This window comes from Pseudomonas citronellolis (genome assembly GCF_001586155.1).
In the GTDB taxonomy this organism is placed as follows: domain Bacteria; phylum Pseudomonadota; class Gammaproteobacteria; order Pseudomonadales; family Pseudomonadaceae; genus Pseudomonas; species Pseudomonas citronellolis.
In genome coordinates, this window is the sequence record NZ_CP014158.1 from 6,327,413 (window position 1) to 6,351,179 (window position 23,767).

20 protein-coding genes, 2 tRNA genes and 1 pseudogene are annotated in these 23,767 nt (G+C 68.7%); 7 read left to right on the top strand and 16 right to left on the bottom strand.

The features are described from left to right. Window positions 1–7: 7 nt before the first annotated feature. Window positions 8–94: transfer RNA gene (locus tag PcP3B5_RS27680), tRNA-Leu, on the top strand. 138 nt (window positions 95–232) lie between these two features. Next, window positions 233–319 (top strand) — tRNA-Leu (locus PcP3B5_RS27685). 90 nt (window positions 320–409) lie between these two features. Here the strand turns inward: PcP3B5_RS27685 and PcP3B5_RS27690 are convergent. The 13 genes from PcP3B5_RS27690 to PcP3B5_RS27750 form a co-directional block, all read right to left on the bottom strand. Beyond that, on the bottom strand, window positions 410–2,344 hold the full coding sequence (locus tag PcP3B5_RS27690) for a methyl-accepting chemotaxis protein (RefSeq protein WP_061562953.1): 1,935 nt from the start codon (window positions 2,342–2,344) through the stop codon (window positions 410–412). Window positions 2,345–2,837: 493 nt separating this feature from the next. Further along, the gene (locus PcP3B5_RS27695) at window positions 2,838–4,133 is read right to left on the bottom strand and encodes an adenylosuccinate synthase (protein WP_009613464.1); all 1,296 of its coding nucleotides are present in this window, start codon (window positions 4,131–4,133) and stop codon (window positions 2,838–2,840) included. A 74-nt stretch (window positions 4,134–4,207) separates the two neighbouring features. Then, window positions 4,208–5,386 carry an ATP phosphoribosyltransferase regulatory subunit gene (locus PcP3B5_RS27700; protein WP_061562954.1) on the bottom strand — a complete coding sequence of 393 codons (1,179 nt, stop codon included), beginning with the start codon at window positions 5,384–5,386 and terminating at the stop codon, window positions 4,208–4,210. Window positions 5,387–5,421: 35 nt separating this feature from the next. Beyond that, complete coding sequence (locus PcP3B5_RS27705; protein ID WP_009613466.1) at window positions 5,422–5,607, bottom strand: DUF2065 domain-containing protein; 186 nt, start codon at window positions 5,605–5,607, stop codon at window positions 5,422–5,424. Between the two features lie 107 nt (window positions 5,608–5,714). Next, on the bottom strand, window positions 5,715–6,584 hold the full coding sequence (gene hflC / locus PcP3B5_RS27710; protein ID WP_009613467.1) for a protease modulator HflC: 870 nt from the start codon (window positions 6,582–6,584) through the stop codon (window positions 5,715–5,717). Continuing rightward, on the bottom strand, window positions 6,584–7,753 hold the full coding sequence (hflK, locus tag PcP3B5_RS27715) for an FtsH protease activity modulator HflK (protein ID WP_009613468.1): 1,170 nt from the start codon (window positions 7,751–7,753) through the stop codon (window positions 6,584–6,586). Before hflK ends, hflC begins: the two co-directional genes overlap by 1 nt. Before the next feature lie 94 nt (window positions 7,754–7,847). Then, entirely contained in the window at window positions 7,848–9,149 is a 1,302-nt protein-coding gene (gene hflX / locus PcP3B5_RS27720; RefSeq protein ID WP_043316877.1) for a ribosome rescue GTPase HflX, read from the bottom strand. 12 nt (window positions 9,150–9,161) lie between these two features. After that, on the bottom strand, window positions 9,162–9,410 hold the full coding sequence (gene hfq / locus PcP3B5_RS27725) for an RNA chaperone Hfq (RefSeq protein WP_003095657.1): 249 nt from the start codon (window positions 9,408–9,410) through the stop codon (window positions 9,162–9,164). 100 nt (window positions 9,411–9,510) lie between these two features. Then, on the bottom strand, window positions 9,511–10,476 hold the full coding sequence (miaA, locus tag PcP3B5_RS27730; protein ID WP_058488202.1) for a tRNA (adenosine(37)-N6)-dimethylallyltransferase MiaA: 966 nt from the start codon (window positions 10,474–10,476) through the stop codon (window positions 9,511–9,513). 92 nt (window positions 10,477–10,568) lie between these two features. After that, complete coding sequence (gene mutL, locus PcP3B5_RS27735) at window positions 10,569–12,476, bottom strand: DNA mismatch repair endonuclease MutL (RefSeq protein ID WP_061562955.1); 1,908 nt, start codon at window positions 12,474–12,476, stop codon at window positions 10,569–10,571. After that, window positions 12,473–13,909 (bottom strand): N-acetylmuramoyl-L-alanine amidase AmiB, encoded by a 1,437-nt coding sequence (gene amiB / locus PcP3B5_RS27740; RefSeq protein WP_043316880.1) that lies wholly within the window; start codon window positions 13,907–13,909, stop codon window positions 12,473–12,475. The genes mutL and amiB overlap by 4 nt, the downstream gene beginning before the upstream one ends. Before the next feature lie 8 nt (window positions 13,910–13,917). Next, the gene (gene tsaE, locus PcP3B5_RS27745; RefSeq protein ID WP_043268590.1) at window positions 13,918–14,385 is read right to left on the bottom strand and encodes a tRNA (adenosine(37)-N6)-threonylcarbamoyltransferase complex ATPase subunit type 1 TsaE; all 468 of its coding nucleotides are present in this window, start codon (window positions 14,383–14,385) and stop codon (window positions 13,918–13,920) included. Then, entirely contained in the window at window positions 14,373–15,875 is a 1,503-nt protein-coding gene (locus PcP3B5_RS27750) for a bifunctional ADP-dependent NAD(P)H-hydrate dehydratase/NAD(P)H-hydrate epimerase (RefSeq protein WP_061562956.1), read from the bottom strand. The genes tsaE and PcP3B5_RS27750 overlap by 13 nt, the downstream gene beginning before the upstream one ends. Window positions 15,876–15,957: 82 nt before the next feature. Between PcP3B5_RS27750 and queG the strand changes: the two genes are divergently transcribed. Together queG and PcP3B5_RS31755 are read left to right on the top strand one after the other, a co-directional pair. Then, window positions 15,958–17,046 carry a tRNA epoxyqueuosine(34) reductase QueG gene (gene queG, locus PcP3B5_RS27755; protein ID WP_061562957.1) on the top strand — a complete coding sequence of 363 codons (1,089 nt, stop codon included), beginning with the start codon at window positions 15,958–15,960 and terminating at the stop codon, window positions 17,044–17,046. Between the two features lie 81 nt (window positions 17,047–17,127). Next, window positions 17,128–17,244, top strand: a pseudogene (locus PcP3B5_RS31755) (tRNA epoxyqueuosine(34) reductase QueG); the annotation flags it as partial. A 277-nt stretch (window positions 17,245–17,521) separates the two neighbouring features. Here the strand turns inward: PcP3B5_RS31755 and orn are convergent. Beyond that, window positions 17,522–18,064, bottom strand: coding sequence for an oligoribonuclease (gene orn, locus PcP3B5_RS27760; RefSeq protein ID WP_061562958.1), 543 nt, complete (start codon window positions 18,062–18,064; stop codon window positions 17,522–17,524). An 89-nt stretch (window positions 18,065–18,153) separates the two neighbouring features. On the opposite strand from orn, the gene rsgA reads away from it, so the two are divergent. After that, entirely contained in the window at window positions 18,154–19,185 is a 1,032-nt protein-coding gene (gene rsgA, locus PcP3B5_RS27765) for a small ribosomal subunit biogenesis GTPase RsgA (protein ID WP_043268582.1), read from the top strand. 46 nt (window positions 19,186–19,231) lie between these two features. On the opposite strand, the gene motB is transcribed toward rsgA, so the two are convergent. Together motB and motA are read right to left on the bottom strand one after the other, a co-directional pair. Next, on the bottom strand, window positions 19,232–20,293 hold the full coding sequence (gene motB, locus PcP3B5_RS27770; protein WP_061562959.1) for a flagellar motor protein MotB: 1,062 nt from the start codon (window positions 20,291–20,293) through the stop codon (window positions 19,232–19,234). A gap of 3 nt (window positions 20,294–20,296) precedes the next feature. Further along, a complete protein-coding gene (motA, locus tag PcP3B5_RS27775; RefSeq protein WP_009613496.1) occupies window positions 20,297–21,148 on the bottom strand; it encodes a flagellar motor stator protein MotA in 852 nt (283 codons plus the stop codon). A 122-nt stretch (window positions 21,149–21,270) separates the two neighbouring features. Here motA and PcP3B5_RS27780 point away from each other — a divergent pair, with 122 nt between their 5' ends. Both PcP3B5_RS27780 and rhdA read left to right on the top strand, forming a co-directional pair. Then, window positions 21,271–22,821 carry an HDOD domain-containing protein gene (locus tag PcP3B5_RS27780; RefSeq protein ID WP_043268574.1) on the top strand — a complete coding sequence of 517 codons (1,551 nt, stop codon included), beginning with the start codon at window positions 21,271–21,273 and terminating at the stop codon, window positions 22,819–22,821. 127 nt (window positions 22,822–22,948) lie between these two features. Further along, window positions 22,949–23,764 carry a thiosulfate sulfurtransferase gene (gene rhdA / locus PcP3B5_RS27785; RefSeq protein ID WP_061562960.1) on the top strand — a complete coding sequence of 272 codons (816 nt, stop codon included), beginning with the start codon at window positions 22,949–22,951 and terminating at the stop codon, window positions 23,762–23,764. Window positions 23,765–23,767: the final 3 nt, after the last annotated feature.

Consider the following 23,767-nt stretch of genomic DNA (forward strand, 5'->3'; position numbering starts at 1 on the left):
ATCCAGTGCCCAGGTGGCGGAATTGGTAGACGCACTAGGTTCAGGTCCTAGCGGTGGCAACACCGTGGAAGTTCGAGTCTTCTCCTGGGCACCACTTATTTCACGATAGAGCCCCTGGCTGTATCGCGGCGGTTCGGAACCCTGATAACCGGACATTGAGACGCCGAAGCGACCGAAAGGTTGCATTACCGCAAGACGATGAGCGATCATCGCACCCCATGCTGAAAAGCATGCCCAGGTGGCGGAATTGGTAGACGCACTAGGTTCAGGTCCTAGCGGTGGCAACACCGTGGAAGTTCGAGTCTTCTCCTGGGCACCATCTTCAAGCGAAAAAGCCGAGCACTGCTCGGCTTTTTCGTTTCCGTCGTTCGCAGGAGCGGGCCGGACGAAACGCCCGGCCCTTCTCCCCTCATGCCTTGAACTGCCCCAGGCTGGCGCGCAGCTGCGCCGCCAGGCCGTCCAGCACGCGCCCGCTGCTGGCGGTGGCGGCGACGGCTTCCGCGGCGCGTCCCGCCTCGGCGTGGATCACCTCGACGCGCCCGCGCACCGCGACCGCACCGGCGGCCTGCTGCTCGGCGGCATGGGCCGCCGACTCGATGGCGCCATGCACTTCCTCCACGGCCCGCTGCACTTCACGCTGCAGGCGCTCGCTGTCGTGTAGCGCGGCCAACCCCTGCACTGCCTGCTCGCGGGCCTGGCCGATGGCTTCCACCGCTTCGCGCGCACCGCGCTGCAAAGCGTCAATATGGGTCTGGATGTCGCCGGTGGATTGCTGCGTCTTGCTCGCCAGCGCCCGCACCTCGTCGGCCACCACGGCAAAGCCACGGCCACTCTCGCCGGCTCGTGCCGCCTCGATGGCGGCATTGAGCGCCAGCAGGTTGGTTTGCTCAGCGATGCCGTGGATCACCGAGAGCACCACTTCGATCTGCTCGCTCTGCTGCGCCAGCTTCTCGATCACCCCGGCGCCGCTCTGCACACGGGACTCCAGGGTTTCGATGAGGCCACCGACGCGCCGGGCGATGGCTGCGTTATCGTCGGCCGCCTTGCGGATGGACGCCACGCGCTCCAGCGCCTCCTGCATGGCCTGGCTTTCCAGCTGAGCTTCGGCGGCCATGCCGGCGAGCGCCTCCAGGCTGCCGGCCACTTCGTTGCGCTGACGGTCGGCGGCCGCCTCGGCGCTGGCGCTGCGCGAGGCCAGGGCGGCGATCTCGCTGCCGGTGCGCTGCGCCACCTGCCCCGCCTCGCGGACGATGGGCTGCAGCTTGTCGACGAAGCGGTTCACCGCGGTCGCCATCTCGCCCACTTCATCATTGCTGTCCAGGCGCACGCGGCGGGTCAGGTCGCCCTCCCCGGCCGCCAGGTCGTCGAGTGCATCGATCAACAAACGCAGGCGGTTCACTACCCGCCGCCCAAGCACCAAAGCCAGCACCAGCAGTACGCCCAGGCCAACCAGCACCAACCCCAGACCGATGTGCCAACGCAGGCTACCGGCGGAAGCCTCCACCGCGCCCTGCGCGCCCCGGCTCATCTCGGCGGCCGCCTGCTGCGCCGCCTGCAGACGGGCGCTCAGCGCCTTGTTGCTGTCGGCGGCGGCGCCGGCCAGGCTGTCGGCCACCAGTTGGTCGCCACTGGCGATCAGGGCGGAGAAGCGCTTGTCCAGGGCCTGCACCTGCTTCTCCACTTCGGCCGTGGAAATACCCAGGCGCACAGTACCGATCACCACGCCATTGGGGCTGATGGGCACGCTGGAGAGGATCACCGAGTCGTCGTGGGCGGCCGCTTCCAGCACCTTGTCCAGGGCGCGCTCAGCCTGGCCCTTGGCGAGCAGCGCCTGGATGCGCGGGTCCTCGCGGTTGAGGTAGCGCGTCAGGTGCTGCCCCTGGGCATCGTCGTAGACCACGAAGAGCACGTTGGGGTTGGCCTGGGCGCGCCGGGCGTACTCGGAGAGCGTCGGTACGTCGTTGTCCCACATGGCCTTGGGCGCCACCGCGGCAAGCAGTTGGGCAAGCTGGTCGGCGGACTGCCGCAGGCTTTGTTCGAGGCTCTGGCGGGTTTCGCCGCGTTCCTCTTCCAGCCGCGCCGACAAGGCGGCGCCAAGGCGCTCGCGGGTTCGCGCGGACAGCTCGGTGAGCCCTGAACTGAGCTCGCCACCGGCGCGCTCCAACTCGCCGGCCAGGCGCTGCGACTGGCCGCCCAGGCGTTCGCCCAGGTCGGCCACCAGTTGGTCCACGGTACTGCGGGTGAGCCACAGGGCGATCAGCAACTGCACCAGCAGCGCCAGGCCCAGGGCGATGAACACGGGGCGCAGCAGGCGGCTGCGCAACAGCGAAAGGACGGCGGACACGGAGTGCCTCCTCGGGTAACGGAATACTGGCGCGGGATGCGCCGATGCCATTTGCCAGCAAGGGGCGTGCCGTTGAGGGTGGCCATTGGCCGGCTGATTGGGAGAGATTACTTTTTGTAGGAGCAAGGGGGACGCCTGGTTCTTGCTCGCGAACGGAATTTCCCGGCAGTTGCAGTGCGGCTGGCACGGTTCGCGAGCAAGCTCGCTCCTACAATTTCAGCCCCCCGGAGGGTATAACGCCAACGGTTCCCGGGAAGCACGGCCGTAGGAGCGGACTCCGTCCGCGATAACCGGACATACCGGCGCGAATCGCGGATAAGATCCGCTCCTACGCAACCCCACCCACGCCATTCCCCTGTAGGAGCGCGCCCTGCGCGCGAATCGCGGGCAGGGCCCGCTCCTACGAAGAGCCCCAGCCCCAAACGAAAAAGCCGCTTCCCCATCAGGAGAAGCGGCTTTTCACACCCTTCGCAGCGGCTAGCGCCGCGACGGATCAGCCGAACGGATGGCGCAGGACAATGGTCTCGTTGCGGTCCGGGCCGGTGGAGATGATGTCGATGGGCGCACCGACCAGCTCCTCGATGCGCTTGATGTAGGCGCGGGCGTTGGCCGGCAGGGCTTCCAGGGTCTTGGCGCCGACGGTGGATTCGCTCCAGCCCGGCAGGTCTTCGTACACCGGCTGCAGGCCGATGTAGCTGTCGGCGTCGGTCGGCGCGTCGGTCAGCAGTTCGCCGGCGGCGTTCTTGTAGCCGGTGCAGATGCGCACGGTCTGCAGGCCGTCGAGGACGTCCAGCTTGGTCAGGCACAGGCCGGACAGGCTGTTGATCTCGATGGCGCGACGCAGGATCACGGCGTCGAACCAGCCGCAACGGCGGGCACGGCCGGTGGTGGCGCCGAACTCGTGGCCTTTCTTCGCCAGGTAGGCGCCCACTTCGTCGAACAGCTCGGTCGGGAACGGGCCGGAACCGACGCGGGTGGTGTAGGCCTTGGTGATGCCGAGGATGTAGTCCAGGAACAGCGGGCCGAAACCGGAGCCGGTGGCGGTGCCGCCGGCAGTGGTGTTGGAGCTGGTGACGAACGGGTAGGTGCCGTGGTCGATGTCCAGCAGCGAGCCCTGGGCGCCTTCGAACATGATGTTCTGGCTGGCGCGACGCAGGTCGTGCAGGGTGCTGGTGACGTCGGCCAGCAGCGGCTTGAGCTGCTCGGCGTAGCCCATGCACTCGTCGAGGGTCTTCTGGAAGTCGACCGCCGGCTCCTTGTAGTAGTTCTGCAGGACGAAGTTGTGGTAGTCCAGCAGTTCGCCCAGCTTGGCGGCGAAGCGCTCGCGGTGGAACAGGTCGGCCACGCGCAGGCCGCGACGGGCGACCTTGTCTTCGTAGGCCGGGCCGATCCCACGGCCGGTGGTGCCGATCTTGGCGTCGCCGCGGGCCTTCTCGCGCGCCTGGTCGAGGGCGACGTGGAAGGACAGGATCAGCGGGCAGGACGGGCTGATGCGCAGGCGCTCGCGCACCGGTACGCCCTTCTCCTCCAGCTTGGCGATCTCGCGCATCAACGCGTCGGGCGCCAGCACCACGCCGTTGCCGATCAGGCACTGCACGCCTTCGCGCAGGATGCCCGACGGAATCAGGTGCAGCACGGTCTTCTCGCCGTCGATCACCAGGGTGTGGCCGGCGTTGTGGCCGCCCTGGTAACGAACCACGGCAGCAGCCTGGTCGGTGAGCAAGTCGACGATCTTGCCTTTGCCCTCATCACCCCATTGGGTGCCCAGGACTACGACATTCTTACCCATAACACTTGTCCCCATCGTGGATATTCGGTGCCGGCCTCGGCCGGCGGAAACTCGCGGTGCCCGTCGATCACGGGTCAGAAGGGCACCACCTGCCAATTGCCTTCGCGCAGCTGCAGTTGCGCATCGCAACCCGCCTCGCGCGCCGAAGCCGCATCCTGCCCGGGCAGCGCCTGAACCACGCGCCGCCCGTCGCGGCGCAGCTGCTGCACCGCCTGCCAGAGGCCGGCCCCTTCGGCCGGCGCCCAGATGCCTTGCACCGGCGCGTCCAGCTGCACCTGGCCCAGGGTCACCAGGGTCTTCAGGTCGGTGGAGAAGCCGGTGGCCGGCCGCGCACGGCCGAAGTCGGCGCCGATGTGGTCGTAGCGACCACCCTGGGCGATGGACTCGCCGACGCCGGGCACGAAGGCGGCGAACACCACCCCCGTGTGATAGTGGTAGCCGCGCAGCTCGCCGAGGTCGAAGTACAACGGCAGCTGCGGGAAGCGTTGCGCCAGGGAGTCGGCGATGGCGACCAGATCCGCCAGGGCGGCCTTCACCACCGCCGGCGCATCGGCCAGCACTGCGGCGGCCTGCTCCAGCACCTCACGGCTGCCGCACAGCTCGGCCAGGGCGCGAAGCATGCCGGCGAGCTCGGCCGGCAGGCCTTCGGTGAGCGCGGCAACTTCATCCACCGCCTTGCGCTGCAGGGCGTCGAACAGGGCCTGCTCGGCCTCGCCGGACAGGCCGGCGGCGCGGGCCAGGCCACGGTAGATGCCGACGTGGCCGAGGTCCATGTGCACGTCCGGCACCTCGGCCATGGCCAGCATGTCGAGCATCAGGCTGATGACTTCGACGTCGCTCGCCGGGCTGGCGTCGCCGTAGAGCTCGGCACCCAGCTGGATCGGGCTGCGCGAGGTGGCCAGGGCGCGCGGGCGGGCATGCAGCACGCTGCCGGCGTAGCACAGGCGGTTAGGGCCCTCGCGGCGCAGGCTGTGGGCGTCCATGCGCGCCACTTGCGGCGTGATGTCCGCGCGGAAGCCCATGAGCCGGCCCGAGGCCGGGTCGGTGACCTTGAAGGTACGCAGGTCCAGGTCCTGGCCGGCACCGGTCAGCAGGGACTCCAGGTATTCGATGTGCGGGGTGACGACGAATTCGTAACCCCAGCGCTGGAACAGGTCCAGCACCTGACGGCGGGCTGCTTCGACGCGCGCCGCCTCAGGTGGCAGCACTTCTTCGATCCCATCTGGCAGCAGCCAGCGGTCTACCGTTGCCATGTCGCCTCTCCCCTTTCAGCCGGGCGGCAATTCATCTAGTGAATCCAGTAAAGAAGGCCGGTGCCGAGCAGCATGCTGCCCAGCCCGATGAGCCGCAGGCGCCGGTCGTCCAAGCGACCGAGCCCGCTGACGGCCTCACGCCAGCCACGCGGATACAGGAAAGGGAGGATGCCCTCCAGCACCAGCAACAGACAGAACGCTTTGCCGAATTCCTGCCACATGGCTCTCTGTACATAAATCTCGCGGACGCAAAAAAGCCGGGATTTCCCGGCTGACCCATGATAACACGTTTTCTCCGGCGGGCGCTGCCGCCCGCCGGAGAACCCACTCAGGGCTTGGACTTCTCCAGATAACGGAAGAACTCGTTGTCCGGGCTCAGCACCAGGACGTCCTTCTTGTCGGCGAAGCTGTCGCGGTAGGCCTTGAGGCTGCGGGTGAAGGCATAGAACTCCGGGTCCTGGTTGTAGGCCTTGGCGTAGATCGCCGCCGCCTTGGCGTCGCCCTCACCGCGGGTTTCCTCGGACTGCCGATAGGCCTCGGCCAACAGCACGCGACGCTGGCGGTCGGCGTCGGCGCGGATACCCTCGGCCAGTTCGCGACCCTTGGCACGATGCTCGCGGGCCTCGCGCTCGCGCTCGGTGCTCATGCGCTCGAACACGCTGCGGTTGACTTCCTTCGGCAGATCGATGGCCTTGACGCGCACGTCGATGACCTCGATGCCCAGCTCCTTCTGCGCCATGCGATTGAGCGACGCGGTGATGTCGCCCATCAATGCGTCACGCTCGCCGGACACCACCTCGTGCAGGGTGCGCTTGCCGAACTGGTCGCGCAGGCCGGCTTCCAGGCGCCGCGACAGGCGCTCGTCGGCGATCTGCTTGAGGCCCGAGGTCGCGGTATAGAAGCGCTCGGCATCGGCCACACGCCACTTGGCGTAGGCGTCGACCATCACTGCCTTCTTCTCCAGGGTGAGGAAACGCTGGGTCGGCGAGTCCAGGGTCAGCAGGCGGCCGTCGAACTTGCGCACCTGGTTGACGTAGGGAATCTTGAAGTGCAGGCCAGGCTGCACGTCCGACTCGACCACGCGGCCGAAGCGCAGCAGCACCGCGCGCTCGGTCTGCTGCACCACGTAGATGCTGCTCCACAGCGCCACGGCAGCCACCACGGCGGCGATCAGGGCGATCAGGGACTTGTTACTCATCAGCGGCTCTCCCTGGTGCGCAGGTCACGTTGCTGCAGGTCGCTGGCGACCCGCGAGCCGATGTCCGGCGTGCTGCTCGTCGTACCCGCCGCGCCGCTGCCCGGCGTCGCCGAGCCACGGCCGTCGATCATCTTGTCCAGCGGCAGGTAGATCAGGTTGTTCTGCCCCTGCTGCCCGGTGACCAGCACCTTGCTGCTCTGCGACAGGACCTCCTGCATGGTGTCCAGGTACAGGCGCTCGCGGGTGACCTCCGGCGCCTTGCGGTATTCGCCGGCCAGCTTGCTGAAGCGGTCGGCCTCACCCTCGGCTCGGGCAACCACCTCGTCGCGGTAGCCGTTGGCTTCCTCGATGATGCGCTGGGCCTGGCCGCGGGCTTCGGGCACCACGCCGTTGGCGTAGGCTTCGGCCTGGTTCTTCTCGCGCTGCTCGTCTTCGCGGGCACGGATCACGTCGTCGAAGGCTTCCTGCACCTCGCGCGGGGCGGCGGCGCTCTGGATGTTCACCTGGGTCACGGTGATACCGGTCTTGTAGGTGTCCAGGAAGCGCTGCAGGCGATCGCGCACCTCGGTGGCCATCTGTTCGCGGCCCTCGGTGAGGATCTGGTCCATGGTGGTGGAGCCGGCCACGTGGCGCAGGGCGCTCTCGGTGGCGTGCTGCAGGCTGACCTCGGGCTGGTCGACGTTGAGCACGAAGTCCTTCAGGTTGCTGACCTTGTACTGCACGGTCAGCGGGACCTCGACGATGTTCTCGTCCTCGGTGAGCATCTGCCCCTGCTTGCTGTAGGCACGCTCGCGGGTGACGTTCTCCTGGAACTTCCTGTCGATCGGCGGGAAGTAGAAGTTCAGGCCCGGGCCCACGGTGTCGTAGTACTTGCCCATGCGCAGGATCACCGCCTGCTCCTGCTCGTCCACCACGTAGATGGCGTTGTACAGCCAGAGCACGGCGAGCACGGCCAGGCCGATGCCGAACAGGCCCAGGCCACCGCCCTTGCCGCCGACGGGGCTGCCGCCGCGCGGTTTCTTGCCGCCGAAGATGCGATTGAGGCTGTCCTGCAGCTTGCGGAAGGCCTCATCGAGATCCGGAGGGCCCTGGCGGCCGCCGCCACGGCGCCCACCCCAGGGGTCCTGATCGTTCTTGTTCGAGTTGTCACCCGGCTCATTCCAAGCCATAGCGCTCTCCATCTAGTAACGCGAAACGCGCCAGCGGCGCGACCACCCATGCTACCGAATGCCCCGCCCGGTGCCAAAAGCACCGTTCCGGGCTTTATTGCAAAGTGTGTTGCGCAATGAACTCCGCCGGCTGCCATCCCTCGCGGCTGACCAGGCGGTTCAACTCGACACGCGGCAGGCGAACCTGCAAAACGGCGCGTCCCTGCTCGTCATGGTCCTCGGACTGCACCGCGCCCAGTTCGAAGAACTGCGCGCGCAGGCGCCCCAGGCGCTGCGGCAGGCAGAGCGTGCCGACGAACAGGTCGTCGCCCAGCAGCTCGGCCACCGCCTTTTCCAGCAGTTCCAGCCCGCGCCCGTCACGGGCGGAGAGCCAGACCCGCACCGGCTTGCCGCTCTCGTCGCGCTGGATTCGCGCGTCCATGTCCGGCAGCAGGTCGATCTTGTTGTACACCTCGAGCATCGGCAGTTCGTTGGCGCCGATCTCGGTCAGCACCGCGTGCACCTGCTCCACCTGCGCGTCGCGCTCCGGCTCGTGGGCATCGATCACGTGCAGCAGCAGGTCGGCGTTGCTCGACTCTTCCAGCGTAGCGCGGAAGGCCTCGACCAGCTTGTGCGGCAGGTGGCGGATGAAACCCACGGTATCGGCCAGCACGACCGGGCCGACGTCCTCCAGCTCGAGCCGGCGCAGGGTCGGGTCGAGGGTGGCGAACAGCTGGTTGGCCGCGTAGACCTCGGAAGTGGTCAGGGCGTTGAACAGCGTGGACTTGCCGGCGTTGGTATAGCCGACCAGGGAAACCGAGGGGATTTCCGCCCGGCGCCGGCCACGGCGGGCCTGTTCGCGCTGGCTGCGGACCTTCTCCAGGCGCTGCTTGATCTGGCGGATGCGGGCGCGCAGCAGGCGGCGGTCGGTTTCCAGCTGGGTTTCACCGGGACCGCGCAGGCCGATACCGCCCTTCTGCCTTTCCAGGTGGGTCCAGCCGCGCACCAGGCGCGTGCTCATGTGTTCGAGCTGCGCCAGCTCCACCTGCAGCTTGCCCTCATGGGTGCGGGCGCGCTGGGCGAAGATGTCGAGAATCAGACCGGTACGGTCGAGCACCCGGCATTCGAGGACGCGTTCGAGGTTGCGTTCCTGGCTGGGCGTGAGGGTGTGGTTGAAGATGATCAGCTCGACGTCCTGGACTTGCACCAGGTCGCGCAGCTCATCGACCTTGCCACTGCCGATCAGGAACTTGGCCGACGGCTGATGGCGCGAAACGTTGACGAATGCCACCGACTCCGCGCCCGCCGAACGGGCCAGCTCCTGGAATTCCTGCGGGTCTTCGCGCGCCTCGGGGTCCTGACCTTCCAGATGAACCAGAATGGCCCGTTCCCCACCACCCGGGCGCTCAAAGAACAAGGCGGGCTACCGTCAAGCGTTGCCCGGCTCGGCCGGTTGATCGCCGCTGGGCAGACGCACCGGACGGCTGGGCACGACGGTGGAAATGGCGTGCTTGTAGACCATCTGGCTGACAGTGTTCTTCAGCAAAATCACGAACTGGTCGAAGGATTCGATCTGACCTTGCAGCTTGATACCGTTCACCAGGTAGATGGAGACCGGTACGCGTTCTTTTCGCAGGGTATTCAGGTAAGGGTCTTGTAGCGAATGCCCTTTTGACATATGCCGCACTCCTTTAGGGAATCAATAGATTTAGTAGTAGTCGAATGGCTTGTTGCCGTCGGTAACCCCAAGGATAGACGGCTGAATTATGGTCTCGAACCTATATGGAGACCGCCTCAAGATATTTCAAGGCACGCGGCAGATTGTCGCCTGCCAGACTGTCCAACCAGTGTAGATGGCCCCAGCTGCGCAGCCAGGTGAACTGGCGCTTGGCTAGTTGCCGGGTGGCAATCACGCCGCGCTCCTCCATCTCAGCGTAGGACAGTTTGCCCTCGAGGTATTCCCATACCTGTCGGTAGCCCACGGCACGAATGGATGGCAGAGCGGCGTGCAAGTCGTCTCTCGCGCGAAGTGCTTCGACCTCGGCGATGAAGCCCTGTTCCAGCATCTGACGAAAACGTTGCGCGATTCGCGCGTGCAGTACCTGGCGCTGCTGAGGTGCAATCGCCAGTTGCGCCACAGTATACGGTAATTGCGCCGCGCCTGGCGCGCTGGCACCGGCATTTTCAGCCGCCTGGCGGCGGCGGTGGTCGCTCATCGACAAGCCGCTGACGCGTTGCACTTCCAGCGCCCTGACCAGGCGTTGCGGGTCGTTGGGGTGGATGCGCGCCGCCGATTCCGGATCGACCCGCTGCAATTCGGCATGCAGCGCTGCCCAGCCCTCGGCCGCGGCCCAGGCTTCCAGCTCGGCGCGCACCGCCGGATCGGCGCTGGGCATGTCCGCCATACCTTCCAGCAATGCCTTGAAATACAACATGGTGCCGCCGACCAGCAGGGGGATGCGCCCCGCCGCGGTGATCTCGGCCATGGCCGCCAGGGCATCGGCGCGGAATTCCGCCGCCGAATAGCTTTCGGCCGGATCGCGGATGTCGATCAGGCGGTGCGGGAATTCGGCCAGGATTTCCTTCGAGGGCTTCGCCGTGCCGATGTCCATGCCACGGTAGACCAGCGCCGAGTCGACGCTGACCAGCTCGATGGGCAGCAGCCGCGCCAGCTCCAGCGCCAGGTCGGTCTTGCCGGCGGCGGTCGGGCCCATGAGGAAGATGGCGGGAGGCAGGGAGGACATCGGCAACTCTTCGGCAGAACGGGCGCGTGCATACCGCGCGCTGAATCGATTGGCGCGCAGTTTACTGCACTTGGCTTAACGCTGGCTTTATTTCAGCGCCCGCGCAGGAAGAGTTTGTCCAGCTCGTCCAGGCCCAGCTGTGTCCAGGTGGGCCGGCCATGGTTGCACTGGCCGCTGCGCTCGGTGATTTCCATGTCGCGCAGCAGGGCGTTCATCTCCGGCAGCGTCAGGCGCCGGTTGGCGCGCACCGCGCCGTGGCAGGCCATGGTCCCGAGCAGTTCGTTGAGATGCGCCTGGATGCGGTCGCTGGTGCCGTATTCCAGCAGGTCGGCAAGCACGTCGCGCACCAGCTGGGTCGCCTCGGCCTGCTTGAGCAGCGCGGGAACCTGGCGGATCGCCAGGCTTTCCGGGCCCAGGCGCTGCAGTTCGAAGCCGAGCCGGCTGAACCAGCCGCCGTGTTCCTCGGCGCAGTCGGCCTCGCGCTCGCTCACCGCCAGGGATTCGGGCACCAGCAGCGGTTGGCCGCGCAAGCCTTCGCTGTCCATGGCGATCTTCAGGCGCTCGTAGGTGATGCGCTCATGGGCCGCGTGCATGTCCACCAGCACCAGGCCGTGGGCGTTCTCGGCGAGGATGTAGATGCCCTTGAGCTGGGCCAGGGCGTAGCCCAGCGGCGGGACATCCTGGGCGCTTTCCGGCAGAGCCTGGGGCACGGCCGTCGCGGCCTGTTCCGGCAGCGGCGCGAAATAGGCGCGGTAGGCGCCCTGGGCCTCGGCGACCGGGGGTATTTCCTGACGCTGCGGCTGGTAGGAATAGCCGCCGCCGGAACCGGAACCACCGGAGCCGCTCCAGCTGCGCGCCGCGGCCGGGGCCTCCAGCACCTTGTCCGACAGGCTCATCTCGCCCTGCGGGCCGAATTCCCCGGCGGCCTGCCCGGTGGGGCGCGGGACGGTCAGGGAGGTGGCCCCCGGCGGCGCCAGCTGGTCGTCCGGGCGTACCTCGGCGAGCGCCCGGTGCAGGGTGCCGTAGAGGAAGTCGTGGACCATGCGGCTGTCACGGAAGCGCACTTCGTGCTTGGTCGGGTGCACGTTGACGTCCACCGTCGCCGGGTCGACCTCCAGGAACAGCACGAAGGTCGGGTGGCGGCCGTTGTAGAGCACGTCGCGGTAGGCCTGGCGCACCGCGTGGGCGACCAGCTTGTCGCGCACCATGCGGCCGTTGACGTAGAAGTACTGCAGGTCCGGCTGGCTGCGGGAGAAGGTCGGCAGGCCGACCCAGCCCCACAGGTGCAGGCCGTTGCGCTCGATCTCGATGGGCAGCGCCTGCTCGAGGAAGGCCGGGCCGCACACGGCGCCGACGCGGCGCGCGCGGGCAACCTCGTCCGCGGCCTCGTGCAGGCTGAAGATGGTCTTGCCATTGTGGCGCAGGTGGAAGGCCACGTCGAAGCGGGCCAGGGCCAGGCGCTTGATGACTTCCTGCAGGTGGTCGAACTCGGTCTTCTCGGCGCGCAGGAACTTGCGCCGCGCCGGGGTGTTGAAGAACAGGTCGCGGACCTCGACGCTGGTGCCCACCGGATGCGCCGCCGGCTGCACCCGCGGCTGCATGTCGCGGCCCTCGGTCTCCACCTGCCAGGCCTGCTCGGCGTCGGCGGTGCGCGAGGTCATGGTCAGCCGCGACACCGAGCTGATCGAGGCCAGGGCCTCGCCGCGGAAGCCCAGGCTCATCACCGCCTCGAGGTCTTCCAGCTCGCGGATCTTGCTGGTGGCGTGGCGCGCCAGGGCCAGCGGCAGGTCGTCGGCAGGAATGCCGCCGCCGTCGTCGCGTACCCGCAGCAGCTTGATGCCGCCCTGTTCCACCTCGACGTCGATGCGCCGGGCGCCGGCGTCCAGGCAGTTCTCCAGCAGTTCCTTGATCACCGAGGCCGGGCGCTCGACCACCTCGCCGGCGGCGATCTGGTTGGCCAGCCGCGGGCTGAGCAGCTGGATGCGGCGTGAATCGTTCATTGCTGCGCCGCCAGGGAGGTCGCGGGGATGTTCAGCACCTGGCCGATGCGCACGCTATCGGTCTTCAGGTTGTTGGTGCTGCGCAGGGTGGCCATGCTCACGTCGTAGCGCGCGGCGATCATCGACAGGCTCTCGCCGGCGCGCACCACATGCTGGCGCGGCCCGCTGGAAATCTGCCCGCCGTCGCGCAGCGAGGCGATGTAGGTGCCCGGCGGCGGCGTCTGCACGAAGTACTGGCGCACGCCGGCGGCGATGGAGCGGGCCAGGGCCTGCTGGTGCGAGGCGCTGTTGAGCTTCCGCGACTCGCCGGGGTTGGAGATGAAGCCGGTCTCCACCAGGATCGACGGGATGTCCGGCGACTTCAGCACCATGAAGCCGGCCTGCTCGACGCGGTTCTTGTGCAGCGAGGTGACGCGGCCGACGTTGGTCAGCACCTTGTGCCCGACGTCCAGGCTGGAGGACATGGTGGCGGTCATCGACAGGTCGAGCAGCACGCCGGCGAGCATGTGGTCCTTGTCGTCGAGGCTGACGCTGCCGTCGCCGCCGATCAGGTCGGAACGGTTTTCGCTGTCGGCCAGCCAGCGCGCGGTCTCGGAGGTGGCGCCGCGGTCGGAGAGGGCGAACACCGAGGCGCCGAAGGCACTGCGGCTGGGCGCGGCGTCGGCGTGGATGGAGACGAACAGGTCGGCGCCCTTCTTGCGCGCGATGGCGGTGCGCCCGCGCAGCGGGATGAAGTAGTCGCCGGTACGCGTCAGCTCGGCGCGGAAGCCCTTCATCTGGTTGATCTGCCGCTGCAACTCGCGGGCGATCGACAGGGTGATGTTCTTCTCGTGCAGGCCGTTCGGGCCGGAGGCGCCCGGGTCCTCGCCGCCGTGGCCGGCGTCGATGGCGATGATGATGTCGCGCTTGCCGCCGGCCGGCACCGGCGCCTTGGCCACCGGCTGCGTCGGCGTCACCGGGGTGGCCGGCTGGTTAGGCGTGGGCGTGGCGGGCACGTCGGGGGTGATGTCCGCGCCCTGGTCGTAGAGGTCCACCACCAGGCGGTTGCCGTACTGCTGGTTGGGCGGCAGGACGAAACTCTTGGGCGTCACCTGGGCCGAGAGGTCCAGCACCAGGCGCAGGTCGGTGGGCGAACGCTGCGCCGAGCGCACCGAGGTGATCGGGGTGTTCTTCAGCTTGAGCTGGTTCAGCGCGGTGCTCAGTTGCGCGCCATTGAGGTCGATGACGATGCGGTTCGGCGCGCTGAGGGTGAACAGGCTGTGCTGCACCGGGCCGGACAGGTCGAACACCAGGCGCGTGTTGTCCGGTGCGCGCCACAGGCGCACGCTCTTGATCTGCGTGATTTGCGCGGCGGCAAGAACCTCGCCGGCGCCCAGCGCCAGCAGGATGAACAACCCGGCCAACAGCGCCCGAAGGCGCAACCCCCAACCCATGTTTTTTCTCATGCTCCCGTAGCCAGGACGGCGCACCAGGCTTCGCCCCGCACTCCGTGCGGTTCCAGGCGCAGCATGCGGCCGCCCGCTTGCGGGGTAATGGTAATGTCCAGGTCGGCCTTTGGCAAAATGCCCGCGCCCCTTTCGGCCCACTCGATCAGGCACAGGGCGTCGCCTTCGAAGTAATCGCGGATGCCCAGATATTCCAGTTCCTCGGGGTCGGCCAGGCGGTACAGATCGAAATGGAAGGCGCGCACCTCGCCCAGCTCGTAGGGCTCGACCAGGGTGAAGGTCGGGCTCTTCACCGCCCCGGCATGGCCCAGGCCGCGCAGAATGCCGCGCGAGAGCGTGGTCTTGCCGGCGCCGAGGTCGCCGTGCAGGTAGATCACCCCGCGCCCGCCGGTGGCCCGGGCGATCCTCGCGCCCAGCGCGTACATGGCTTCCTCGCCGTCGGCGAACAGCTTCAGTTCAGGCATGGGGCGAACTCCTCGAGCAACTGACGAACGGCAGGGATCAGGTCGCTGGCCGCGAGCCCCCGCCCCTGCGCGCCGAGCATTTCGCCGGCGCGGGCGTGCAGCCAGACGGCCAGGCAGGCGGCATCGAAGGGTTCCAGTTTCTGCGCCAGCAACGCACCGACTATCCCGGACAGCACGTCCCCCAGGCCGGCGGTGGCCATGGCCGGATGACCATGGGAGCACAGCGCCAGGCGGCCGTCCGGCGCAGCGACCAGGCTGCCGACGCCCTTGAGCACGGCCACCGCCTGGTAGCGGCTGGCCAGTTCGCGCGCGGCGGCGGCCCGGTCGGCCTGCACCTCGGCGGTGGAGCGGCCCAGCAGGCGCGCCGCCTCGGCGGGATGCGGGGTGATCACCAGGCTGCCCGACGGGCGCTGCACCTGGCCCTCGGCCAGCAGGTTGAGCGCATCGGCGTCCCACACCTGGGGCAGGCCCAGGCTCGCCGCGGCGCTGGTCAGGCAGCGGCCCCAGGCGTTGCGGCCGATGCCGGGGCCGACCACCAGCACGCTGGCGCGCTCGGCGGCGCGCAGCACCTCGGCGGACGAGGACAGACCACGGGTCATCAGTTCCGGGCAGCGCGCCAGCGCCGCCGGCACGTGGGCGGCGCGGGTGGCGACCGAGACCAGGCCGGCGCCGCTGCGCAGGGCCGCTTCGCCGGCCAGCAGGGTGGCGCCGCCCATGCCGTGGTCGCCGCCGATCAGCAGCAGGTGGCCGAACAGGCCCTTGTGCGCCGCCTTCGGCCGCGGCGCCAGCTGTGCCAGGCTGCGGGGCGCCAGGCGCGTGGCCTGGGCCTCCTCGGGCAGTTGCGCGGGGTCGGCGGCCAGGTCGTCGAAGACCAGCTCGCCGCACTGGTCCGGGCCTTCGCCGGTGAACAGGCCGAACTTGAGGCCGATGAAGGTCACCGTCAGGTCGGCGCGCACCGCGCAGCCCAGCACCTGGCCGGTATCGGCGCTGAGGCCGGAGGGGATGTCGATGGCCAGGACCGGCAGGCCGCTGGCGTTGATCCGTGCGATGGCCGCCGCGTACGGGTCGCGCACCGCGCCACCGAGGCCGGTGCCGAGCAGCGCATCCACCAGCACGCCATGCAGTTCGGCGTGTTCGTGCCAGGGCAGGATGGTCACGCCGGCGGCCAGGGCCTCGGCGTGGGCGGATGCGGCATCGCCGGCCAGCCGCGCGGTGTCGCCCACCGCCAGCACGCGCACGTTCCAGCCGGCGCGCTGGGCCAGGGCGGCGACCAGATAGCCGTCGCCGGCGTTGTTGCCGTGCCCGGCCAGCACCGTCAGGCGCCCGGCGTCCGGCCAGCGCCGGCGCAGGGCGCGCCAGGCGGCGTGGGCGGCGCGCTGCATGAGTTCGAAGCCGGGTGTGCCGGCGGCGATCAGGCGCGCGTCGAGGTCGCGCACCTGCCGGGCGCTGTACAGCGCGGTCGGCAGACTGTCGTGAGGGTGCGAATTCATCGGGTTTCCGCGGGGAATCGGGCGCCGGTCGGCGCGGTCTGGCAGAATTATACCTACCCCGGTCCCGCTTTCCCGCCCCCGCATGCACGATTCCACACCCGATTACAGCGCCATCGCCGAGCGCATCAAGGCCTGGGGCCGCGAGCTGGGCTTCCAGCAGGTCGGCATCGGCGGCCTGGACCTGGCCAGCCACGGCGAGCACCTGCAACGCTGGCTGGCCGCCGGCTACCACGGCGAGATGGACTACATGGGCGCCCACGGCAGCAAGCGCTGGCGCCCGGACGAGCTGGTGCCCGGCACCCTGCGGGTGGTCTCGCTGCGCATGGACTACCTGCCCGGCGACACGCGCATGGCGCAGCGCCTGGCCGAGCCGGAGAAGGCCTACGTATCGCGCTACGCCCTGGGCCGCGACTACCACAAGCTGGTGCGCAAGCGCCTGCAGCAGCTGGCCGAGCGCATCCAGCAGGAGGTCGGCCCCTTCGGCTACCGCGCCTTCGTCGACAGCGCGCCGGTGCTGGAGAAGGCCATCGGCGAGCAGGCCGGGCTCGGCTGGATCGGCAAGAACACCCTGCTGCTCAACCGCAAGGCCGGCAGCTACTTCTTCCTCGGCGAACTCTTCACCGACCTGCCGCTGCCCCTGGACGAGCCCCACGGCAGCGAGCACTGCGGGCGCTGCAGCGCCTGCCTGGACATCTGCCCGACCAACGCCTTCGTCGGCCCCTACGTGCTGGACGCGCGGCGCTGCATCTCCTACCTGACCATCGAGCTGAAGGGCCCGATCCCCGAGGAGCTGCGCGCGCCCATGGGCAACCGGGTATTCGGCTGCGACGACTGCCAGATCGTCTGCCCCTGGAACCGCTTCGCCCGGCCCAGCGAACAGGGCGACTTCCAGCCGCGCCACGGGCTGGACAATGCCGAGTTGGCCGAGCTGTTCCTGTGGAGCGAGGACGAGTTCCTCAGCCGCACTGAAGGCTCGCCGCTACGCCGCGCGAGCTATGAAAGGTGGCTGCGCAACCTGGCGGTGGGGCTGGGCAATGCGCCGTCGAGCATTCCGGTGATAGAGGCGTTGAAGGCGCGGCGGGAGTTTCCGTCGGAGTTGGTGCGCGAGCACGTCGAGTGGGCGCTGCGGCGGCATGGGATCGCCCCTACACCTTCCGGCAATGCCCCGTAGGATGGCGTTGAGCGAAGCGATACCCATCGCCATGACCGCATGGGTATCGCAAGCTCAACCCATCCTACGAAAAGCACTTCAAATGCACCTTCGAGCACTCCAGTGATAGAGGCGCTGAAGGCGCGGCGGGAGTTTCCGTCGGAGTTGGTGCGCGAGCACATCGAGTGGGCGCTGCGGCGGCATGGGGTGGGACGGTAGGGGTTCTGCTGGCTGGGTTCGGAGCGCGTCCTGAAGAGCCCCTCTCCCCAGCCCTCTCCCTGAAGGGAGAGGGGGCTTGTCCGTGCCGAAAGAAGGAATGGTTTCAGCTGGAAACCATCGGAGTTGCCGGCTAACTCCAGAGCATCCAAGCACTCCGAACGGTCCCCTCTCCCTTCAGGGAGAGGGTTAGGGAGAGGGAGCGGAGCCAAGCCGACACACCTCAGCCACCTGGAAACCCCGTTCGCGAGCAAGCTCGCTCCTACGAAAAACCAGCGACTCAGACCTTGATGAAGGTCTCGCGGTAATAGCGCAGCTCGGCGATGGATTCGCGGATGTCGTCCAGCGCCAGGTGGGTATTGCCCTTCTTGAAGCCATCCCGCACCTGCGGGGCCCAGCGCGCCGCCAGTTCCTTGAGGGTGGAGACATCCAGGTTGCGGTAGTGGAACCAGGCCTCCAGCTTCGGCATGTACCTATAGAGGAAGCGGCGGTCCTGGCAGATGCTGTTGCCGCAGATCGGCGAGGCGCGCTTGGGCACCCACTTTTCCAGGAAGGCCAGGGTCATGGCCTCGGCCTGGGCGGCGTCGATGGTGCTTTCGCGCACGCGCTGGGTCAGGCCCGACTGGCCGTGCTGGCGGGTGTTCCACTCGTCCATGCCGGCGAGGGTCTCCTCGCTCTGGTGTACGGCGATCACCGGGCCTTCCGCGAGAATGTTCAGCTCGCTGTCGGTGACGATGGTGGCCATTTCGATGATCACGTCCCGGTCCGGGTCCAGGCCGGTCATCTCCAGGTCGATCCAGATCAGGTTCTGTGGGTTCTGCATGCTGCGCTCCTCGGCTCAAGCCCCCTAGTTTAGCGGGAAGCGCGCCGGGGCATGCTAAACTCGCCGGCGATTTTTCACTCGGGTTCCCTATGGCCAAGCGTCATCTCACCCGCCGGCAGAGCTGGCGCATCGAAAAGATCCAGGAAGAGCGCGCCGCGCGTGCCGCCAAGCGCGAGTCGCGGGCCCTGGAAGAGCTGGAAGGCGGCGACCTGGGGCCGGAGCAGAACGGCCTGGTGATCGCCCACTTCGGCGTCCAGGTGGAAGTCGAGGCGCTGGAGGGCGAGCACGCCGGCGAGGTGCTGCGCTGCCACCTGCGCGCCAACCTGCCGCCACTGGTGACCGGCGACCGCGTGGTCTGGCGCCCGGGCAACCAGGGCATCGGCGTGATAGTCGCGCAGCTGCCGCGCACCTCCGAGCTGTGCCGCCCGGACATGCGCGGCCTGCTCAAGCCGGTGGCGGCCAATGTCGACCGCATCGTCATCGTCTTCGCCCCGCGCCCGGAACCCCACGCCAACCTGATCGACCGCTACCTGATCGCCGCCGAGCACGCCGGCATCCAGCCGCTGCTGCTGCTGAACAAGGCCGACCTGATCGACGAGCAGAACGCCGGGCAGATCGACGCCCTGCTGGGCACCTACCGCGACCTGGGCTACCCGCTGCTGGAGGTCTCGGCTTTCAACGGCCTGGCCATGGACGCCCTGCGCGCGGCGCTGAACGATCACGTCAGCGTGTTCGTCGGCCAGTCCGGGGTGGGCAAGTCGTCGCTGGTCAACGCCCTGCTGCCGGGGGTGGACACCCGCGTCGGCGACCTCTCGGAGATCACCGGCAAGGGCACCCACACCACCACCACGGCGCGGCTGTTCCACTTCCCCGCCGGCGGCGACCTGATCGACTCCCCCGGCATCCGCGAATTCGGCCTGGGGCACGTCACCCGCGACGACGTCGAGGCCGGCTTCATCGAGTTCCGCGACCTGCTCGGGCACTGCCGCTTCCGCGACTGCAAGCACGACCGCGAGCCCGGCTGCGCGCTGCTCAAGGCGCTGGAGGAAGGCCGCATCAGCCCGCAGCGCATGGCCAGTTATCGGCACATTCTCGCCAGCCTGCCGGAAACGGATTACTGATCAGCGCCCGCGCTCCGACAACTTTGTCGGAGCGCCAGGCCCGCCTTCACTGCTTCTTCAGCTCGTCCAGCTTCAGCTTGCCGTCATCGAACAGGTTGAGCTTCTCGCGCACCTGTTCGGCGGGCAGCGGCTGGGACGCGGGCGTGGCGCCCTGGGGCGGCGTCGGCGCGGCCCCGGCTGGCGTTGCCGCCCCGGCAGGAGAAGTGGCCGGCTGGCTGGCCGCCGGCTCCTCGGCGGTGCCGTCCTGGCCCTCGATGGCGCGTTGCGCGCGCTTGGTCAGGACGATGATGTCGATGCGCCGGTTCACCGGGTTCAGCGGGTTCTTGCGGTCGAACAGCTGCGACGAGGCGTAGCCCACCACCCGGGCGATCTGCCCTTCCGGATAGCCGCCGGCCACCAGGGCGCGGCGCGCGGCGTTGGCGCGGTTGGCCGACAGCTCCCAGTTGCCGAACTCGTCGCCGGCGTAGGGCTTGGCGTCGGTGTGGCCGCTGATGCTGATCTTGTTCGGCACCTGCTTGATGGTCTCGGCCATGGCCAGCAGGATGTCCTCGAAGTACGGCTGCAGGCGCGCGCTGCCCAGGTCGAACATCGGCCGGTTCTCGGCGTCGACGATCTGGATGCGCAGGCCGTCGCGGGTGATCTCGAACAGGATCTGCTCCTTGAAGCGGCGCAGCGTGGGGTTCTCGTCGACCTTGTTCTGCAATTCCTGGAGCAGCAGCTCCAGGCGCTCGTGCTCGATCTGCTCGGCCTGGCGCTCGGCTTCGGCGGGGTTGACCTCCTTCTCCGACTCCGGGCTGATGCGCGTCTCGTCCGCCTCCGGCTGCGCCTGGATCTGCGGGTTGAGGGTCTTGTCCGGGGCCGGCGTCGGCGTGCCGCCGAGGTCGATCACGTAGGGGCTGGCGCTCTCGGTGAAGCCAATGGGGTCCTGGAAGTAGCCGGAAATCGCCTTCTTCTGCTCGGGGGTGGCCGAGGACAGCAGCCACAACACCAGGAAGAACGCCATCATCGCCGTGGCGAAGTCGGCGAAGGCGATCTTCCAGGAGCCGCCGTGGTGACCGGCGGCGTAGCGCTTGACGCGCTTGACGATGATCGGCTGGTTGTTATCCATCGCTTAGCGCCCGCGCACCGCCTGCTCGAGCTCGGAGAAGCTCGGACGGTGCGCCGGCAGCAGCACCTTGCGGCCGAACTCCACCGCCAGCGACGGCGGCATGCCCGAGGCCGAGGCCACCAGGCAGGCCTTGATCGCCTCGTAGAGGTTCAGCTCTTCCTTGGCGTCGTGCTCCAGGGCGTTGGACAGCGGACCGACGAAGCCGTAGGCGGCGAGGATACCGAGGAAGGTGCCGACCAGCGCCGCGGCGACGTGGTGGCCGATCTCCGCCTGGCTGCCCTGGCCGAGCAGGGCCATGGTGATCACGATGCCGAGCACCGCGGCGACGATACCGAAGCCGGGCAGCGCGTCGGCGACGCGGGTCACGGCGTGGGACGGGTGCTCCAGGTCTTCCTTGAGGCTGCCCAGCTCCATGTCGAACAGGCCTTCCAGCTCGTGGGGCGCCATGTTGCCGGAAGACATGATGCGCAGGTAGTCGCAGATGTAGGCGGTCATGCGCTCGTCCTTCAGCACCGCCGGGTACTTGCTGAAGATGGGGCTGGAAGCGGGTTCCTCGAGATCGGCCTCGATGGCCATCATGCCTTCGCGGCGGCTCTTGTTGAGGATTTCGTAGAGCATCCCCAGCACTTCCAGGTAGAAGACGTGGGTGAAGCGGTTGCTGAACATCTTCGGCGCCTTCTTCAGCACCGTCATGAAGGTGCTGCCGGGGTTCGCCTGGAGGAAGGCGCCCAGCGCGGCACCGCCGATGATCAGCACTTCGAAGGGCTGCACGATGGCCATGATCTTGCCGCCGGAGAGCAGGTAGCCGCCGAGGACGCTGCCCAGCAGGACAATGATGCCGATGATTTTTGCCATTGAAGAGTCGACTGGAACGGTGGACGGGACGGGAGCGCCAATATGCGCCACCCTCTTGTTATCGGAGAAACCGCGCAAGACTATAGGCTGCAAATTGTAAAAACCAGTTCGGCGGCCCCAGCATGCCCATCCAGACACCCGACCCGCAGCGCCTCGCCTCCTGGCTCCAGTTGCTGGAGGAGTTGCCGCTGCCGGTACCCGCCGAACAGCACGAGCGCGTGCGCCGCGCCCTGGCGGACAACCGCCGGTCCCTGCGCGACATCGTCGACCTGCTGCAGGACAGCCCGACCCTGGCCCTGGCCATCCTGCGCGAGGCCAACCGCGCGCGCATGGCCCGGGACAACCCGGCGGAAAGCCTGGAAGTGGCGCTCAGCCGCCTCGGCCTGGCGCGCGCCGCGGCCCTGCTGGAAGGCCTGCCCAGCGTGCCCGCCGCGCAGATGCCGCCGGCCCTGGGGCAGATGCTGCTGATCAGCCGCCACGCCATGCAACAGGCCAGCGGCCTGTTCGCCAGTCGCCTGGCGCGCCTGTGGCAGGAAATCCACTGGGGCAGCCTGTTCATCCTGGCGCCGGTCTGGGCCCTGGCCACGGCGCGCCCGGACCTGCTCGAAGAATGGCAGCAGCAGGTGCTCGGCGAAGGCCGCGCCAGCGCCGAGGTGGAGCAGGAGCTGCTGGGCATGCGCCTGCTGCCGCTGTGCGCGGCCCTGGCCGAGCGCTGGCGCCTGCCGGAGTGGATCGGCCAGGGCCTGCGCCTGCTCGGCGAGGACCACGAACTGCTGGTCCGCGCCCTGCACCTGGCCCACGCCGAAAGCGAGCCGCTGGCCCAGCAGCAGCGCCTGGACGCCGACCCCGAGCTGGCGCGCTGGCTGACGCGCCCGGCCAACACCATCCTCCTGGCCAACAGCCTGGCGATGGCCGCGCACCAGTCCTGGGGCGGGCCGCACATGCTGCGCTGGCAGCGGCTCACCGCGCTCTACCTGCAGGAGCCACTGGAGGCGCTGCAGCAACAGGTCCACGCCCTGGCCGTGGAAAGCGCCCGCAAGGACGCCGACGCCCGCTACTGGCATCCGGCCCAGGCGCTGCTCTGGCCCTGGGACAGCCAACGCTGGCTGCCGCGCCACGCGCCCACGTCCGAGCCCACGGCGACGAACGCGCCCGCCCCTGCCGCCGGCAACCCCGAGCAATGGCGCCGGCTGTGCGCCGAGCTGCTGCGCACGCCCAGCCCGTTCGGCAACCTGGTGCCGCTGCTGGAATGCGCCAGCGAAGCCCTGCACGCCTGCGGCCTGGCCCGCGCCGTTCTGCTGTTCGCCGACCGCCAGCAAAACCTGCTGCAGGCCCGCCGCAGCTTCGGCCTGGCCCCCGCGGAGCAGAACCTGCAACTGCCGGTGGCCGGCAGCCAGTTGCTGCGCCGCCTGCTGGAGCGCCCGGCGCGCCTGCACCTCACCCCGGCCAACATGGCCGAGTACTCCGCGCTGCTGCCCGGCCGCCTGAAGGCGGCGCTGCCCGGCAACCACCTGCTGCTGCGCTCCCTGGCCCGCGGCCCGCGCGTGGTGATGCTGGTGGTCGCCGACCGCAACGGCCACCCCATCGGCGAGGTCCAGGGCCAGGCCTTCGACAAGACCTGCCAGTGCATCGAGCGCGCCCTGCAGCAATTCGGCGCACCTGCGGCCCAGTGACACGCCCTGAAGCGATTGCCCGCCAGCGCCCCGCGCTTTTTCGTTAAACTGCGGGGTTTCGCGGGTAGCCCAGGGCGCCAGCTCACGCCATCCCGTCCCCCGTACCCGCCCTCAGGGAGATGCCGACATGTCCGCCTTTTCCGACCTGCCCCTGGTGATAGAACCGGCCGAGCTGGCCGCCCGCCTAGACGCTCCCGAGCTGATCCTGGTCGACCTGACCAGCCCGGCGCGCTACGCCGAGGGCCACCTGCCCGGCGCCCGCTTCGTCGCCCCCGCGCGCACCCAGTGGGGCCTGCCGCCGGCGCCCGGCCTGCTGCCGGCCAAGGCCGACCTGGAAGCGCTGTTCGGCGAACTGGGGCACAACCCGGACGCCGTGTACGTGGTCTACGACGACGAAGGCGGCGGCTGGGCCGGGCGCTTCATCTGGCTGCTGGACGTCATCGGCCACCAGCGTTACCACTACCTGGACGGCGGCTTGCACGCCTGGCTGGCCGAGGGCCGTGAGCTGAGCCAGGCGGTTCCGGCGGCGGCCGGCGGCCCGTTGCCGCTGACGCTGCACGACGAACCCACCGCCACCCGCGAATACCTGCAGAGCCGCCTGGGCGCCGCCGACCTGGCCGTCTGGGACGCGCGCAACCCCAGCGAATACAGCGGCCAGAAGGTGCTGGCGGCCAAGGCCGGACACATCCCCGGCGCGGTCAACTTCGAGTGGACCGCCGGCATGGACGCGGCCCGCGCCCTGCGCATCCGCACCGACATGGCGCAAATCCTTCGCGACCTGGGCATCACCCCGGACAAGGAAGTGATCACCCACTGCCAGACCCACCACCGTTCCGGCTTCACCTACCTGGTGGCCAAGGCCCTCGGCTACCCGCGGGTCAAGGGCTACGCCGGCTCCTGGTCGGAATGGGGCAACCACCCCGACACCCCCGTAGAGGTTTAAGGA

Coding starts and splice junctions, on each gene's coding strand:
- PcP3B5_RS27695 (WP_009613464.1), bottom strand. CDS start 4,133: ATGGGTAAGAATGTCGTAGTCCTGGGCACCCAATGGGGTGATGAGGGC.
- PcP3B5_RS27700 (WP_061562954.1), bottom strand. CDS start 5,386: ATGGCAACGGTAGACCGCTGGCTGCTGCCAGATGGGATCGAAGAAGTG.
- PcP3B5_RS27705 (WP_009613466.1), bottom strand. CDS start 5,607: ATGTGGCAGGAATTCGGCAAAGCGTTCTGTCTGTTGCTGGTGCTGGAG.
- hflC (WP_009613467.1), bottom strand. CDS start 6,584: ATGAGTAACAAGTCCCTGATCGCCCTGATCGCCGCCGTGGTGGCTGCC.
- hflK (WP_009613468.1), bottom strand. CDS start 7,753: ATGGCTTGGAATGAGCCGGGTGACAACTCGAACAAGAACGATCAGGAC.
- hfq (WP_003095657.1), bottom strand. CDS start 9,410: ATGTCAAAAGGGCATTCGCTACAAGACCCTTACCTGAATACCCTGCGA.
- miaA (WP_058488202.1), bottom strand. CDS start 10,476: ATGTCCTCCCTGCCTCCCGCCATCTTCCTCATGGGCCCGACCGCCGCC.
- mutL (WP_061562955.1), bottom strand. CDS start 12,476: ATGAACGATTCACGCCGCATCCAGCTGCTCAGCCCGCGGCTGGCCAAC.
- amiB (WP_043316880.1), bottom strand. CDS start 13,909: ATGGGTTGGGGGTTGCGCCTTCGGGCGCTGTTGGCCGGGTTGTTCATC.
- tsaE (WP_043268590.1), bottom strand. CDS start 14,385: ATGCCTGAACTGAAGCTGTTCGCCGACGGCGAGGAAGCCATGTACGCG.
- PcP3B5_RS27750 (WP_061562956.1), bottom strand. CDS start 15,875: ATGAATTCGCACCCTCACGACAGTCTGCCGACCGCGCTGTACAGCGCC.
- queG (WP_061562957.1), top strand. CDS start 15,958: ATGCACGATTCCACACCCGATTACAGCGCCATCGCCGAGCGCATCAAG.
- orn (WP_061562958.1), bottom strand. CDS start 18,064: ATGCAGAACCCACAGAACCTGATCTGGATCGACCTGGAGATGACCGGC.
- rsgA (WP_043268582.1), top strand. CDS start 18,154: ATGGCCAAGCGTCATCTCACCCGCCGGCAGAGCTGGCGCATCGAAAAG.
- motB (WP_061562959.1), bottom strand. CDS start 20,293: ATGGATAACAACCAGCCGATCATCGTCAAGCGCGTCAAGCGCTACGCC.
- motA (WP_009613496.1), bottom strand. CDS start 21,148: ATGGCAAAAATCATCGGCATCATTGTCCTGCTGGGCAGCGTCCTCGGC.
- PcP3B5_RS27780 (WP_043268574.1), top strand. CDS start 21,271: ATGCCCATCCAGACACCCGACCCGCAGCGCCTCGCCTCCTGGCTCCAG.
- rhdA (WP_061562960.1), top strand. CDS start 22,949: ATGTCCGCCTTTTCCGACCTGCCCCTGGTGATAGAACCGGCCGAGCTG.